At 60.8% G+C, this 15059-nt stretch carries 9 protein-coding genes and 2 tRNA genes; 7 read left to right on the top strand and 4 right to left on the bottom strand.

Annotated elements, in window-relative coordinates; all coding sequences use genetic code 11:
* Positions 1-248: 248 nt before the first annotated feature.
* The gene (locus BN9444_RS07815) at positions 249-2153 is read right to left on the bottom strand and encodes a site-specific DNA-methyltransferase (protein WP_068801715.1); all 1905 of its coding nucleotides are present in this window, start codon (positions 2151-2153) and stop codon (positions 249-251) included.
* Between the two features lie 296 nt (positions 2154-2449).
* On the opposite strand from BN9444_RS07815, the gene BN9444_RS07810 reads away from it, so the two are divergent.
* The 3 genes from BN9444_RS07810 (at position 2450) to BN9444_RS07800 (ending at position 6732) form a co-directional block, all read left to right on the top strand.
* A complete protein-coding gene (locus tag BN9444_RS07810) occupies positions 2450-4378 on the top strand; it encodes a beta-glucoside-specific PTS transporter subunit IIABC (protein ID WP_068801714.1) in 1929 nt (642 codons plus the stop codon).
* Positions 4379-4446: 68 nt separating this feature from the next.
* Positions 4447-5847: a glycoside hydrolase family 1 protein gene (locus BN9444_RS07805; RefSeq protein ID WP_066487586.1), complete on the top strand. Its 1401-nt coding sequence runs from the start codon at positions 4447-4449 to the stop codon at positions 5845-5847.
* Positions 5848-5886: 39 nt separating this feature from the next.
* Positions 5887-6732, top strand: coding sequence for a PRD domain-containing protein (locus BN9444_RS07800; protein ID WP_068801713.1), 846 nt, complete (start codon positions 5887-5889; stop codon positions 6730-6732).
* Between the two features lie 55 nt (positions 6733-6787).
* Here the strand turns inward: BN9444_RS07800 and BN9444_RS07795 are convergent.
* Together BN9444_RS07795 and BN9444_RS07790 are read right to left on the bottom strand one after the other, a co-directional pair.
* Positions 6788-6860 (bottom strand) — tRNA-Glu (locus BN9444_RS07795).
* Positions 6861-6900: 40 nt separating this feature from the next.
* Positions 6901-6972: transfer RNA gene (locus BN9444_RS07790), tRNA-Gln, on the bottom strand.
* 208 nt (positions 6973-7180) lie between these two features.
* Between BN9444_RS07790 and BN9444_RS07785 the strand changes: the two genes are divergently transcribed.
* Positions 7181-7660, top strand: a complete 480-nt coding sequence (locus tag BN9444_RS07785; RefSeq protein ID WP_066510448.1) for a TetR/AcrR family transcriptional regulator — start codon at positions 7181-7183, stop codon at positions 7658-7660.
* 51 nt (positions 7661-7711) lie between these two features.
* On the opposite strand, the gene gltX is transcribed toward BN9444_RS07785, so the two are convergent.
* Positions 7712-9217 carry a glutamate--tRNA ligase gene (gene gltX / locus BN9444_RS07780; RefSeq protein WP_084759281.1) on the bottom strand — a complete coding sequence of 502 codons (1506 nt, stop codon included), beginning with the start codon at positions 9215-9217 and terminating at the stop codon, positions 7712-7714.
* Positions 9218-9384: 167 nt separating this feature from the next.
* Between gltX and BN9444_RS07775 the strand changes: the two genes are divergently transcribed.
* The 3 genes from BN9444_RS07775 to BN9444_RS07765 all read left to right on the top strand — a co-directional run bounded on the left by BN9444_RS07775 (position 9385) and on the right by BN9444_RS07765 (position 15057).
* The gene (locus BN9444_RS07775; protein WP_068801712.1) at positions 9385-11820 is read left to right on the top strand and encodes a choice-of-anchor M domain-containing protein; all 2436 of its coding nucleotides are present in this window, start codon (positions 9385-9387) and stop codon (positions 11818-11820) included.
* A gap of 107 nt (positions 11821-11927) precedes the next feature.
* Positions 11928-13649, top strand: coding sequence for a TIGR03773 family transporter-associated surface protein (locus tag BN9444_RS07770; protein ID WP_068801711.1), 1722 nt, complete (start codon positions 11928-11930; stop codon positions 13647-13649).
* Complete coding sequence (locus tag BN9444_RS07765) at positions 13642-15057, top strand: anchored repeat ABC transporter, substrate-binding protein (RefSeq protein ID WP_084759279.1); 1416 nt, start codon at positions 13642-13644, stop codon at positions 15055-15057. The genes BN9444_RS07770 and BN9444_RS07765 overlap by 8 nt, the downstream gene beginning before the upstream one ends.
* Positions 15058-15059 lie beyond the last annotated feature (2 nt).

Here is a 15059-nt window from a genome sequence, read left to right as displayed (position 1 = left end):
CGCACTACATCAGGGAGAAACCGTCTGAGTAATAATGCGCTTGACTTTCGTCCATTCGCATCCTTTCTGTCCGCTTTCTGCTTACAACCCGTAGCCTAAACCCCAGTCCGCGCCGTGGGAAGACCTTCGCAAAACTAATAGCTGGTATTCACCCACAGTCCCTCTTTTGTGCAGCAAAATATAGTGTGGCCCCTGCCTGGTATGGGGTACCTCCATACCAGTTCGAACGAAAAGGTCTGCCATTACCCCTAGGCGGTCCAGAGATCCACACCCGCAGTACGGCACATCTGGACGAGGTTGGTCTTCAACTCGTCGTCTCCCTGGAACGCATCTTCCAGAATGATGAACTGCACTGGCTTCATGGCGACCGCATCACGCAACTGCGCGAGAGTCGGGGTGACATGCTCGTCGAGATACGCCAAAACCGCAACCTCTTCACCGCCAGCCCCGTCGCTGCGAACCACGGCCTTATAACCCGCGCCGGCGATGTCGCAGTCACGGATCTTCTCAGTGAGCGACAATCCCTGTTTAATGAGGATTTCCGCAAGGATGTCATCCACCGTAGCGTCGTCGTCCACGCTTCCGCGCAGGTCTAGCAAGTGCTGCTCCAGCGTCGTCACGTCCGTATCCGCCGCCGTCTGCCACTTCACAAAGTTGGTATCCGAAAGCACGTAGGAACGGAATCCCGTATCGAGGGGCACCTCGCGTTGTGCGATCACCCCGGCGTACTCGGCGGCCACTTTGTCACCTGCCCTCCGGATGCGCTCACGGGAGATGCTCGCGATGTCCTCGAAGCCGACCTTCCGCGCTGCGGAGTTCTCCGGTGTGGGTTCAGGAAGCTGCACCTGAATGGTACGGCGACGCACGCCGTCCTCGGCATTAAGCTGCATGACGGCATGCGCCAGGCTTCCGGATCCCGCGAAGAAGTCCAGGGCAATATCGCCGTCGTTCAGATTGCCCAGGCGCACCAAGTTCTGCAGCAGCTTCGTGGGCTTGGGGTTGCTGAAAATGCTTTTTACACCGAAGAGTTCAGCGACTTCTGCGGAGCCTTCCTGGTTGCTGCCAAACAATTCATGCGGGAACCAGTTGGTGGCGGACTGACCGCTTTCCTCACGCTCGGACTGGAATTGCTTCTTGCGCGGCAAGCCGTCGCCACCCTTGGTGAAGACAATGCGGTTATCAGCAAGCAGCCTTTCAAAGGTCGCCTTCTCGCCCATCCACACCTCGTTGAACTCGACGCCCGTAGGCGAAACAATCGTGTACGAGGAACCGCCTTGGCCTGCACCCACCTTCCATGGCTTGGAATTCCACGGTCCGCGCGGGTCGTTATCGGGGTTCGTGAATTTGCCCGTGAGCGGCAGCTTGCCCACGCCAGCGCGCTTGAGATGCGCCGAGTTCCGTGCGTAGACCAGAATGTGCTCGGCCACAAGCCCGATGAGCTTGGTGGGGTCATTGGGCTGATTGTGGCGCCGGCGCCAGTGGATCGAGCCTTCGAAGTTCAGCTCGCCAAAGATTTCATCGAGGCACTTCTTTAGGTGCGAGTACTCGTCATCGCTAATACTCACGAAGATGACGCCGTCTTGGCTAAGCAGGTTGCGCGCGAGCTTCAGGCGCGGATACATCATGTTGAGCCAGTTGGAATGGAAACGCCCCTCCGACTCAGAGTTGGAGGAGAGTTTCTTGCCTTCCTCGTTGACTTGTTTCGACCAGTCGAGATAGGTGCCAATCCCCTCTTTGAAGTTGTCCGGATAGACGAAATCGTGACCCGTGTTGTACGGCGGATCGATATAGATCATCTTGATTTTGCCGTGGTAGTGCTTCTGCAAAACCTTGAGGACTTCCAGGTTGTCGCCCTCGATGAAGACGTTCTCGGTGGTATCCCACTCCTTGGAGTTGGCCTTATCGGGCCGCAACGTGGCGGTAGTGGGCTGCTGTGCTGCCCGCATGGCACGCTTCTTCCCAGGCCAGAACAAGCCGAAGCGCTCGGCGGCATCGGAAGCATCCTCGCCAAGGAGCTCACCGAGCTTCGCGACGTCGATCCTGCCGTCGCTGAACGCTTCCGGAACGAGCTCAGCTAGCTGCTGCGCCAACTGGGTACGCAGCTCGGGGCTGCTGCTCGGGACTGCATTCATCGGCTCACGTTCTTCGCTCATCGTCGTCTCTCCTGGGATACTGCGGTGCGGCTACTTCTCTCAGTACACAGTAATCAGGCCCCCGACATGAGCACCTCATGGGGCATCTCGTCACTTTCGTGAAGTACCACACTTTTCTTGACTTTTATGAGCGCTCCGCAGCATCATAAGAACAGGTTTCCAGTAACGCTGGGACGCGGATTGTAACCCGATTTAGTTCGGGGCAAGACCTGAGCAACACGCTCGCCTTTCAAGGGCGCGCGTGGGGCTCAGGTCTTTTTGCATTTTCGCCCAGCTCTTCCACCAAGGAGTACACGATGACCACGAAGACCGACTTCGAGCCGCTGTCCAAGGCAGTGCTCGAAGGACTCGGCGGAGCAGACAACGTCAGCTCCGTGACCCACTGCGCCACGCGTCTGCGCTTCAAGATTAAAGACGCCTGTAAAGTCAACGACTCAAAGATTGAGGACACCGCGGGCGTCATTGCGCTCATGAAGGCCGGTGGCCAGCATCAGATCGTCATTGGCAACGATGTGCCATTTGCGTATGACGCCGTGGTGTCGCTACCCGGTATGGCGACCAAGGGTGCCAGGGGCGCAGCGGTCGAAGATTCCGATGAAGACAATGGAGAAAAGCCCAACGCATTTAACGCCTTCATCCAGCTCATTTCTTCGCTGTTTACTCCAATCCTGTGGCCCCTCGCCGGCATTGCCCTCGTCAAAGCATTCCTCTCTGCTGGAACAAACCTGGGCTGGTTTGACACCGAATCCACGAATTACATCGTCTTTGCTGCACTGGCAGACGGCCTGTTCTTCTTCCTGCCCATGTTCCTCGCAGTGACCGCCGCACGTCGGTTCAAGATGAACGAGTTTATCGCCATGGCGACCGTTGCTCCGCTCGTCTACCCGAGCATTATCGGGCTCGCTTCGGTTGACGCTGACCTCAAGCTTCTCGGTATTCCGCTCACGGCGATGGATTACAGCTCGTCCGTCATTCCGGCCATCGTCACCGTGTGGCTGGCCAGCTACGTGCAGCATTACTGCGAGAAGATTCTGCCTTCCGCGGTGCGCAACTTCATGACTCCAGTCCTCGTCTTGCTCATCATGGTCCCCATCGTCCTGCTCACTGTAGGCCCCCTGACTATGAAGCTGGCCGCGTGGATTTCTGCTGGCGTCGCCTGGCTGTTCCAGGTCGCTCCGTGGCTGGCCGGGGGTTTGCTCGGTGCTTTCTGGCAGGTCCTCGTCATCTTCGGTCTGCACTGGGGCTTCGTCCCTATCTTCCTCAATGACATCGCCAACCTGGGCCATTCCGCGATGATGGCACCTCTCCAGGCAGCCGTAATGGCCCAAGCCGCAGCAGTTACCGCTGTCGCACTCCGGTCGCACCTTCCGGCGCGTCGCAAGCTCGCCGGCCCGTCCGCTGTCTCCGGCATCCTGGCGGGTGTTACTGAACCTGCCATCTACGGCATCAACCTCCCACTCAAGGTTCCGTTCTACGCTGGCGTCGTGGGTGGTGCTGTCGGCGGCATCATCATCGGCCTGGCCGGTGTGTCCTTCAACTCCTTCACGTTCCCGTCCCTGCTCGCATTCCCTGCGGCACTGGGCGAAGGCAACTTCCTCATGTTCGTCATCGGCACGATTATCGCCATGGTCATCGCGTTTGTCGGTACCTGGATCCTGCTCCCCCGCGCTGAGCGCAGGGAAGAAGAAGCCAAGGCCGCTAAGGCCGCAGCCGAGCTCGAAGCCACTGAAGGCGACGACAACACGGCCGCTGCAACAGAGGACGCGTCGTCTGACACGGTGCTCATCCCCGTCAACGGCACGGTCATCCCGCTCGACGAGGTTGAAGACAAGGTCTTCGCTTCAGGCGCCATGGGCGAATCCATCGCCGTCGAGCCATCGAATGGACAGGTGCTCGCACCGGTATCGGGCAAAGTCGTCGCCGCTCCCAAGTCCGGCCACGCCGTCGGCATCAAGTCAGCTGGTGGCGTCGAGACCCTCGTTCACGTAGGCATCGACACGGTTCAGATGGACGGCGAGGGCTTTACGCCCCACGTCACGGTGGGCGACCACGTCCAAGCTGGCCAGCCCATCGTCGACGTGGACCTCGACGCGGTAGCTAAGGCTGGGTACAAGGCCACGACCCTTCTCATTGTCACCAATTCGAAGAAGCTCAGCACGGTCGAGCACCTCGCACAGCCTGGCTTGGTCGTCGCTGGAGAACCCGGCCTGCGCGCGGCGAAGTAATCCACTTATCCCTAGGCTGGACACCAACGTCCTGCCTTCCAGCACTCATCACAAGGAGAAATCCATACATGTTCCCACAGAATTTCCTTTGGGGCGGCGCCACCGCCGCAAACCAAATCGAAGGCGCATACAACGTGGATGGCAAGGGCCTGAGCATCCAAGACGTCATGCCCGATGGCTTGCAAACTCCGCCCACGGAAGGCCCCACGGATGACAACCTCAAGCTTGAGGCCATCGATTTCTATCATCGCTATGCCGAGGACATCGCACTGTTCGGTGAGATGGGCTTTAAGACCTTCCGCTTCTCCATTGCCTGGAGCCGCATCTTCCCACGCGGCGATGAAGATGAGCCGAACGAGGAGGGCCTGCGCTTCTATGACCGCGTGCTCGACGAACTCGAGAAGTACGGCATCGAGCCCCTCGTCACGCTGAGCCACTACGAAACACCTCTCGCCATCGCACGCGAGTACGGCGGGTGGTCCAACCGTGAAGTCATCAACTTCTTTGAGAAGTACTGCCGCACCGTGTTCGAGCGTTACAAGGGTCGCGTGCACTACTGGCTCACCTTCAACGAGATTAATTCGGTACTCCACTTCCCGTTCTTCGGTGGTCTCGAGGGCACGCCAGAGGAGGTTGGCCCGCAGAAGCTTTACCAAGCTGTCCACCACGAACTCGTGGGCTCTGCACGTGTCACTAAGATTGCACACGAGATAGACCCGAACAACAAGGTCGGCTGCATGATCATCGCGGTGCCACGCTACCCGCTAACGCCGAATCCACAGGATGCCCTCAAAGCGCTGGATAAGAGCCACGATGACCTTGCCTTTGGTGATATCCACTGCCGTGGGTACTACCCGGGTTACTACCTGCGCAAGCTCAAGAACCTCGGTGTCGAGCTGGATATCACTGAGCAGGATCGTGACGACCTTACCAACACGGTCGACTTCGTCTCCTTCTCCTACTACATGTCCGTGTGCGAAACCGCTGATCCGGCCAAGGACACGGCAGGTCAAGGAAATATCGTGGGTGGCGTTCCCAACCCAACCCTCGTGGCCTCCGAGTGGGGCTGGCAAATCGACCCGGTCGGCCTGCGCATCATCATGAACGAATACTGGGACCGCTGGCAGAAGCCGCTGTTCATCGTTGAAAACGGCTTGGGTGCCAAAGACAAGCTCGTCGATGGCCCCGAAGGCCCCACTGTCGAGGATGACTACCGCATCGACTACCTGAACCAGCACCTGGTCCAGGTCGGCGAGGCTGTCGAGGACGGTGTCGAGGTCCTCGGCTACACCACGTGGGGCTGCATCGACTTGGTCTCCGCATCGACAGCGCAGATGTCCAAGCGTTACGGCTTCATCTACGTCGACCGCGACGATGACGGCTCCGGCACGCTCGATCGCTACAAAAAGAAGTCCTTCGACTGGTACAAAGAGGTCATCGCCACCAACGGCGAGTCCCTCACCAAGTAGTCCCGCCCGTTCCCATCCAAAGAGAGGCAATCTGCAGCGATGAAGGTCGTGCGTGTGCTCAATAACAACGTCGTCCTCGCGGTCGACGAGACCGGCGCGGAAGCCATCCTCACTGGGTGGGGCGTGGGCTTCCAAGCGAAGCCTGGCCAGCCGGTCAAGACTGACAAAGTCACGCGCACGTTCAGGCCCGAAAATGATCGCGATAGCGATAACCTCGCGCAACAGCTCGCGGCGCTGGACCCCAGGTTCCTCGCCGCGGCCGATGACGCGCTCCGTGCCGAATTCGAGGATCGAGGCTCGGCCACCGTTGTGGCCCTCGCTGACCACCTCAGCGTCGCTGCGGTGCGCGTTGCTGCCGATGCCGCCACCGCCGCCCAGCCGCATCCACTCACCGCCGAGGTCAAGCACCTCTACCCCGCTGAGTACGCGGCCGGAGAGCGGATTCTTGCCCACGTGAACAAGCAGCTCGAGCTCGACCTGCCGCAGGTCGAGGCCGTTGCCATCGCCATGCACTTGGTCAACGCTGGTTTCCACACAGACGACCTTGCGGAAACCTACCGCATGACGGGCGTGTTCGGGCAGCTCTTCGACATCATCGATACAAGCTTTGACATCGAACTCGACCGTCAGTCCATTTCCGCCGCACGTTTTATCACGCACATGCGCTACTTCTTCGTGCGCGTGAGCGAAGGCCGGCAGCTCAACGAGGGCATGAGCGTCCTCAAAGACAGCCTGCAGCTGTCCCACCCGCAAGCGGTAACCTGCGCCAGCCGCCTCGCCTCCGTCCTCGAGCTGCGCCTTGGCGCGCCGCTCACTGACGACGAGGTGAGCTACCTTGCGCTGCACGTCGCGCGTCTCGTCGGCGAGCACCACGCTGCGCAGTAGACAGGCCATGCATGACGAAAGCCTCCAACCGAAGTTGGAGGCTTTCGCTATTTTGTACCCCGTACGGGATTTGAACCCGTGTTACCGGCGTGAGAGGCCAGCGTCCTAGGCCGCTAGACGAACGGGGCATAGAACTAGTGTTACTGCTTGTTCCAGCAGTAAACACTGCTGGCCTACCAGGACTCGAACCTAGAATGACGGTACCAGAAACCGTTGTGTTGCCAATTACACCATAGGCCATTGTCATCAAGTGCTTGTCTCTTTCACCTTGTCGGTGTAAGTGACTCGCTCTGTGCGACGAGATATAACTATAGGCAGGAACGGCACGTGTGACAAATCGGCAGGTCAGACCAAGTTCTCAAGGTGACATCGCGTGGCTAATTGTGTTAGCTTCATTGTTACACGGGCACGCGTAGAATCTATCGCCCGCCGGAAGAAAGATACGTTCATGAGCCGTACGGACGAGATTGTCACCGCCGCCCGCCTGCTCCTACAGGACTACGGGTGGCCAGAGATTTCTATTCGCGACATCGCCAATGAAATCGGTATCAAGGCGCCGAGTCTCTACAAGCACGTCTCCGGTATGGAGGAAATCGCGGCTCTCGTCGCCACAGAGGCACTCAGCGAATACGGTCAGCATCTGCGCGAGGGATGGGAAGAAAACGGCGCCACAGGGGTCCTCGCCGCCCACCGCGACTATTTCCGTGAGAACCCCTATCTCTACGAGCTCATGACGGGCCGACTCTTCCCGCGCGAGTACTTGCCCAGGGACTTGCCGGGCTGGGCGCGCGAGCCCTTCCACTGGATGGCCGACAACAATACGCAGTTGGGGCTGAGCTACACCGCCATGGCGCATGGCCTGGCACTGCTCGAGCTGCGCGACGGACATATCCCCGACCCCCAGTGGGAATACGTCGTCGCCGATTAAAACACGCGAAACCCCCGCCAACCGGAAGGTTGCGGGGGCATCGGCAAGCTCTTAAGTCTCGGGCGCCTGGTACGGCGCCACGGCCAAGGCAGCCTTGAGACGCGCGATGGTCGACTCCTTGCCCAAGAGTTCCATGGACTCGAAGAGCGGCGGGGAGACCTGCTGACCGGACATGCCAACACGCAGGGCGCCGTAGGCCTTGCGCGGCTTAAGTTCCAAGTCCTCGATGAGAGCCTTGGACAGCGCAGCCTCGATGTTGGCGGTGGTCCAGTCCTCGATGCCCTCGAGGGCGGCGATGCCCACCTCGAGCAGCTGGACGGCGTCCTCCTTGAGGTTCTTCTTCGCAGACTTCGAGTCTAGCTCGAGCTTGTCATCCGGGATGATGAGGAACTTGAGCAGGTCGTAGGCGTCCGAGAGCACCTTGATGCGCGTCTGGACGAGATCCGCGGCGATGGTGAACTTCGCGTCGTCATAGTCGGCTGGGAAGTCGGTGTACTCGGTGAAGTACGCGCGCAGGCGGTCCTTGAAGACCTCCGGAGCGAGCAGGCGAATGTGGTCCGCGTTGATGGCCTCGAGCTTCTTCTGATCAAAGCGGGCCGGGTTGCCTAGAACGTCCTTGACGTCGAAGTTGGCGATGAGCTCCTCGACGGAGAAGATGTCCTGCTCCGCAGACAGGGACCAGCCCAAAAGGGACAGGTAGTTGAGCATACCCTCGGGGATGATGCCGTTGTCGCGGTGGTTGAACAGGTTGGACTGCGGGTCACGCTTGGACAGCTTCTTGTTGCCCTCACCCATAACGAACGGCAGGTGACCGAACTGCGGAGTCTGCTTGGCAATGCCAAGTTCGACCAGCGCCTCATACAGGGCCAGCTGACGCGGGGTCGAGGACAGCAGGTCCTCACCGCGGAGGACGTGCGTGATGTTCATCAGTGCGTCATCAACCGGGTTGACCAGCGTGTACAGCGGCGCGCCGTTGGAGCGGGCTACCACATAGTCGGGTTGAGTCTCAGACTTAAAGGTCATCTCGCCGCGGACGAGATCGTTCCAGGTCCAGTCCTTGTCCGGCATGCGCAGGCGCCACACAGGCTTGCGACCTTCGGCCTTGAAGGCCTCGATCTGCTCCTCGGTGAGGTTGCGGTCGTAGTTATCGTAGCCCAGCTTCGGATCGCGGCCAGCCGCCTTGTGGCGCTCCTCAACCTCTTCCGCGGTGGAGTACGCCGGGTAAACATAGCCGCCATCAATGAGCTTCTGCAGGACGTCCGCATAGATGTCCATGCGCTGAGACTGGCGGTACGGGCCGTCGGGACCGCCGACGTTGACGCCTTCGTCCCAGCCCAAGCCAAGCCACTCGAGCGAGTCGATGATGGCCTGGTAGGACTCTTCCGAGTCACGGGCGGCGTCAGTATCTTCGATACGGAAGATGAGCTTGCCGCCGGTGTGGCGGGCATAAGCCCAGTTGAACAGGGCGGTGCGGACCATGCCCACGTGGGGCGTGCCGGTCGGGGACGGGCAGAATCGAACCCGAATGTCACTAGCGTTCTCAGTCATGCCCACCATGGTAGACCAGCACGGACGAACACTCAGAACGAGGCGGGGGTAAGCGTAATGGAAACAACTATCAATAAATGCTGGCCACAAAAATTTCACGGGGGTATCCACTAACGGTAATGAAAGTCATCACCTATAGTGTGCTCCGTTCCAAAATAACTGAAGAAAGGACCCTCGTGTCTCGCATTCACTCTCGCTCTCTCGCTCTGCTCACCGCAGTAGCTCTGGTCTCCCCCGCCGTCGCGCACGCCGGCCCGGACGACGGCCGCACCGTCGCCACCGCCGCGCACGTCGACTCGCCGAAGACCTTCTGGGCAAACGACACGTTCGTCCTCAAGTCCGAGGTCTCAGGCACAACGACTCCCCTGGACGATACTGTTGCGTGGGTTGGAAAAGGTTACGGGAGCGACGGCCGGAATCAATACCAGTTCACACTGCCCAAAAATGGCCTCTTCGACTTTTTTGGCGAACCAGGCGAGACTTACTACACCGCTCCGGCTGCTACCTGGGGATCCCAACAGCCAATTTGGATGGGATTTGGGGCCGACGCTGGGCTTCCCATGGAAGCTTTCCGCGATCACACCGCGTCACTCGACCTCCTCTCTGTCAATGGCCCCGGCGACGTCGAGCTGTTTAGCTATCTTGATTCCGAATCTGGCCTACACCGTTTGCTCGGCACTTCTCAGGACTCCCCGAAGTCCATTCCGCTCACCGCAGGAAGTCACTTCCACAACTACACGGCATTTTCTAAGCCGGGCCGTTATGAGCTGACGTACCGCACCACCGCGCGCGGCAAGGACGGAAAGCTCATCGCCTCGCAACCGACCGTCGCCGTAGTGCAAGTAGGCGGCCAGTCCCCCAAGGCGGAAAAGACTCAGAGCACGCGCGAGCGCTTCGACGCAGCCAAGCCCGGCTCCCAGGCTGAGCTTGCCGATGCCGCTTACTCCCTGAGCGTGGCTCCCAAGGCAAAGCGGTCCCAGGAAGGTGATGAGCACCTGTCGACGCTCAAGTTCGAGGCCGGAAACAAAGCTAACGGCACGCTCACGCTTTTTATCGACGGCTACTTCCTCACAGATCTGGACGTCAAGGACGGTACTGCACAGTGGGACGAGTTCTTGGGCCCCAAGGACTCCCAGATCCAGGCTGTATTTACCCCGGACGATGGCCCGCGCTGGGTCTCAACGCCGCTGCACTACACCCCCGGAAAGGAAGCCGCCGTCACCTCCGAGGATTCAGCGGAGACCTGGTCCGACCACACCGGCGACGCGTCAACGGTGCGCCAGCTACAAGACACGGAAGAGCCGACCGTCACGAATTCGAAGTTCACCGCTCACATTGAGCCGTACGGCGAATCCTCCTCCAAGCTCGTCGTTGAGACCGAAGATAAGAACTTCAACGGATTCATCAGCGGCGGTTTCTACGATGGTGGTGACGCCACATACGCGGGGCTCGACTTCGAAGGCTATATCCACAATGGTCACGGCGAGGTCCTGATCGGTGACGAGAACCTCTACAACGGCCAGGAAGCCCGCGTTGTCGTCATCCCCCACCCGACCATCAAGGCTCAGTCCGGCACGGTCGTCCTCGCGAAGAGTTACCAGCGGGGCAAAACTTTCGACGCGAAGGGGACTTTGGGCAGTGCTACCGAATCCGAGTCCACTGCGTCTTCAGCAGCCCCAACACCGACGACTAAGCCACACCAGCAGCCCTCCGAACCGGCTGTGCCCGAAAAGAAGTGCTCGAGCAAGCACTTCCTCGACCACGGCCACGTGGACATCAAAGCGATGCGCGAGGGCGACAAGCTCACCACGGTGTTGGAGGACGAAACGTCCCTCGTGGACAAGGGCGTCGTCGACCGTCCGCTCGATGACGTCGTGCTCGCTGTCCACGACAACGCTCTCGTCAAGCGCAGCGAGCGCATGGGCGATAAGAAGCTCGACTTCATGGGCAAGGTTGGCGAGAAGTTCTATATGCTTCCGGAAACCCAAAACCACGACATCATCTGGCCGGGCTACAACACACAGTCCCTCGACTATGGGCAGACCAACGGAACCGTCAACCTGAACTTCGAACCGAAGTCCGTCCCGGAGGGTGCAACGTGGGGGCTGTTTATTAGTCGCAATCTTGGCCAAGAGCAGGAAGTGCTCATGGATTCGACCAAGGGTGACCACACGATCGAGACCGATTTCGCTACCCACACCCACACGACGTGGGCGTTCTCGAAGCCGGGCATCTACGAGTTCAAGGTCACCTACGACACCACCACCAAGGACGGCAAGAAGATCACCTCGGCTCCGCAGACGCTCACCCTCGCCGTTGGCGACCAGGCAATCAAGGACTGCAAGTCGGATCTCGACAACTCCCAGCCCTCTGACGAGGTCAAGCCGTCCGAGCCGCAGCCCTCTGATGACGTGAAGCCTTCGGACGAGGTCAAGCCGAAGCCCGCACCGAAGCCGGCCCCGAAGGCGGACGGCTCCAGCAACGCGAAGCCCTGGGGCTGGGTCATTCCGGTCGTCATCGCCGGTGTCTTCGGTGCGCTCGGCGGATTCTTCCGCGACCACGGCGCTGAGCTTTGGGCCCGCGTCCAAGAGATGCTTAAACGTTTCCGCTAACGACTAGGTAGCCCTCTGCCCCTCCACCGATGGCTCGTTTTCGGGCTGTCGGTGCGCAGCTCTTTACACAGACATCACAGACTTCTTTCTCATAAAGGGATAACCCCATGCTTGTTTCATCACGGACGACACGCTTTCTCGCGGTGTGGGCCACGCTGCTGCTCTGCGTCGTCGCGGGCGTACCGCACGCTCTCGCCGCCGAACGCTTCGATACTGGACACGTCGATGCCTTCTACGTCACCGCGCCGGGCGGTGACCTCACTCTCGGCTTGAAGGAAGACATCACCGGCAACGACGTGGAGCACTCCGGCGACGACGTCGTGCTCGTCGTCAAAGAATCAGCATGGAACTCGGTCACGGAAGGCATCCCGGACATCGGTGGCTCGTCCTACTTCCTGCCGCAGGACCAGGACCACTCGTTGCTCTGGCCGGGCTGGGATACGCAGCCAGCCGGCCGCGCAGGCTTCGACAACGTCGACTTGGTCTTCGAGGATGTCTCCGGGCCCGGTTCGGTATACGTCTTCCGCACCTCAAACTTCGGTGACGTCGAGCCAGTCACCGGCTCCGGCAGCATTGAACTCACGCGCGGGGAAACCATCAATCAGCCCTACGGTGCCCACCGTCACGCAAACTGGGCGTTTTCCAAACCCGGCACGTACGAGATGACAGTCCACGCGGAAAGCAAGGGCAAGACCTCTAACTCTGTGACGTACACGTGGGAGGTCGGCGATTCTTCCGGTTCCGACCGCGATGTGGACCGCGACCACGGCAACGACGCCAAAGACGACGAAGACAACACCGACACGTCCACCAGCCATGGTTCGTTGAAGCGCACGCAGACCTCCACTTCGGCACAACCCTCGCGTGCCGCCGCACCGCGCTCAACCCAGGCGCGCGCAGCAGCCCCGCGTCCTGCCGCTCCTCGCCCGGCTGAGTCCGCCCCGGCCCCTGAGGCGGCATCGGAAAGCGCGGCCTGCGTGGCGGGGCTGAACCCCAAGATCAAAGACGACACGGTCAGCCCACCGGCCTGGATCGACGCGGATGGCGCGACGTTTTACATCTCAGATACCGGAAAGGTCGACCTGCCGCAGGACATCGGCCCCGTGCCGCAGGGCCCGGCGTGGATGATCGGCTCCACCCAAGTCGCCGGCGTGCCGTGGCTGGGTGCGAACACCCAGCACCCCACCATGCGCGAATATACATCGGGCCCGGTGACGTGGGACATCACGAGCTTTAACGGCCCCGGCGATGTCATGGTCTACACGCAAGGAGGGCTAGGCACGATTGTCGGCGACGAATGGTTCCGCGTCGTTGGCGGCCAAGCCCAAGGCGCGGTGGACATTCCAGAAAATACGCACGTTCACCCCAACTGGCTGTTTAGCCAGCCCGGCAACTACTCGCTGACCATTCGCCAGACCGCCACGACAACAGCCGGCGAGACTGTCAGCGGAGAGGCCACCCTCCACTTCGCGGTGGGCGGCGGACAGCCTAGTGGTGCGCTGAGCTCCGGCCACTTCGACTTCGGCGCAGAGGTCAACCCAGACGGCGGCGACTGCTCAACCGCGCCGGGTTCCATTGGCGTCGCACCGACTGGCGGTACGACGGACTCGGGCGATTCTCATTCTGTGTCGGGTCGCTCGGCAGGCGTCTCCGGAGGCGACGCGGCAGTGCAACAAGCGGGTGCCGAATCGGGCACCCTGCGCCCAGGCACGAAGCTTGCTGCCTCGAGTGAGAGCTACCTGGCCTGGGGCGTGGGCGCGCTCGGTGTGGGCATGCTCGTGCTGGGACTGGGCGTCGGCCTGCTTGCCTGGAGGCGATACCGTGCGTAAGGCGGCTCTCATACTCGCGGCGACGCTCGGCCTGAGCGGGTGTACGGCGCCGGACCAGGAGGATGGCCTGCGCATCGTGGCGACGACGCCGATCATCGCGGATCTCGCACGCAATGTTGCGCCGGACGCGCACGTCACGACCCTCATCCCGGCGGGCAAGGACCCGCACTCTTTCGAGCCGACGCTGCGCACCTCGCGGGAGGTAGCCAATGCCGATGTCGCATTTGCCAATGGCCTTCTGCTCGAGCCGCAGACACTCATGGATTCCGTGCATAGCGTATCTTCAGGCCCCGTCGTCGACGTCGCCGACGTAGCGTCCACCCGCGGGGCAAAGCTCGTGCCGCTCGTGGAAAACGTGGCACTCGACGCGATCTGGCTTGGTCTGCGCGTCGCTGGTTCTAGGGATTCCGCCACCATTTCCTTGGACTCAGTTGAAGGGCCCGGACCGGTTGCGGCGTACGTCGTCTCGACATTCGGCACGCCGCGCGTCCTCTTTGACTCCTCGGACGGCGGTCCTGATTCAACGGAACTGCCCGGCAACGCGCACACGCACCTGTCCTGGGCTTTTAGCGCGCCGGGCATCTACCGTTTGCACTTGTCGTCCTCGCTGACCGAACCCGCAGTGATAACGATAGCGGTGGGCGTGACTCCCCCACCCGACCTCGATGTCATTGATGAGGGCCATCTCGACATCGCGGCGGATTCTTCCCGCGGCATCGTGCTGCGGGATGGCTCCGATGACTTCGATCCAGCGGCGAGTGTCATCGCCGTTCCGTCGTCGGTCCTGCAGGAGATTCCGCCGGACCCGTCCTATCGCTTCTTAGGCGTCCCCGGCAGCGAGACGTACCTCCTGCCGCAAGCGGTGCTCGGCCAACACATCCACGGCGAGGTCGACCCACACCTATGGCACAACGTGGCCAACGCCATGGCCTACGTCGACGTCATCGCAGACGAGCTCGCGCAAGTCGATCCGTCGCACGGCGCGGAATACCGCGATCATGCCCGTGCCTATAACGAGTCCTTGCGCGGGGTGGATTCCGAAATCCGCTCTCTCATCGCCGACATCCCGGAGCCACGCCGCAACCTTGTCACCACACACCACGGTTACGCATACCTCGAGCAGGGCTACGGCGTGCGCAGCGCCGGGTTCGTCACGCCGAATCCCGCCGTCGAGCCGTCCCCACGCGACGTCATCGCGTTGCGTCGCACGTTGGAGAATCTCGACGTCCCCGCCGTCTTTATCGAACCTTCCGAAGAAGCCAGTACGCAAACCCTGCGGGAGACCGCCTCCGCGGCAGGCCGACGCGTATGCACCATCTACGGCGACACCCTCGACGCGTCCGTCCCCACCTATATCGATCTAATGCGCTTTAACGCGCGCTCCCTTCACGACTGTTTAAAGGACTAATC

Source organism: Corynebacterium phoceense, assembly GCF_900092335.1.
Taxonomy (GTDB): domain Bacteria; phylum Actinomycetota; class Actinomycetes; order Mycobacteriales; family Mycobacteriaceae; genus Corynebacterium; species Corynebacterium phoceense.
Note: the sequence above shows the minus strand (reverse complement) of the source record. Positions and strands in the feature narration are given on the sequence as shown.

Bases quoted from the DNA above. Each gene is read 5' to 3' on its own strand.
- BN9444_RS07815 (WP_068801715.1), bottom strand. From the start codon at position 2,153: ATGAGCGAAGAACGTGAGCCGATGAATGCAGTCCCGAGCAGCAGCCCC.
- BN9444_RS07810 (WP_068801714.1), top strand. From the start codon at position 2,450: ATGACCACGAAGACCGACTTCGAGCCGCTGTCCAAGGCAGTGCTCGAA.
- BN9444_RS07805 (WP_066487586.1), top strand. From the start codon at position 4,447: ATGTTCCCACAGAATTTCCTTTGGGGCGGCGCCACCGCCGCAAACCAA.
- BN9444_RS07800 (WP_068801713.1), top strand. From the start codon at position 5,887: ATGAAGGTCGTGCGTGTGCTCAATAACAACGTCGTCCTCGCGGTCGAC.
- BN9444_RS07785 (WP_066510448.1), top strand. From the start codon at position 7,181: ATGAGCCGTACGGACGAGATTGTCACCGCCGCCCGCCTGCTCCTACAG.
- gltX (WP_084759281.1), bottom strand. From the start codon at position 9,217: ATGGTGGGCATGACTGAGAACGCTAGTGACATTCGGGTTCGATTCTGC.
- BN9444_RS07770 (WP_068801711.1), top strand. From the start codon at position 11,928: ATGCTTGTTTCATCACGGACGACACGCTTTCTCGCGGTGTGGGCCACG.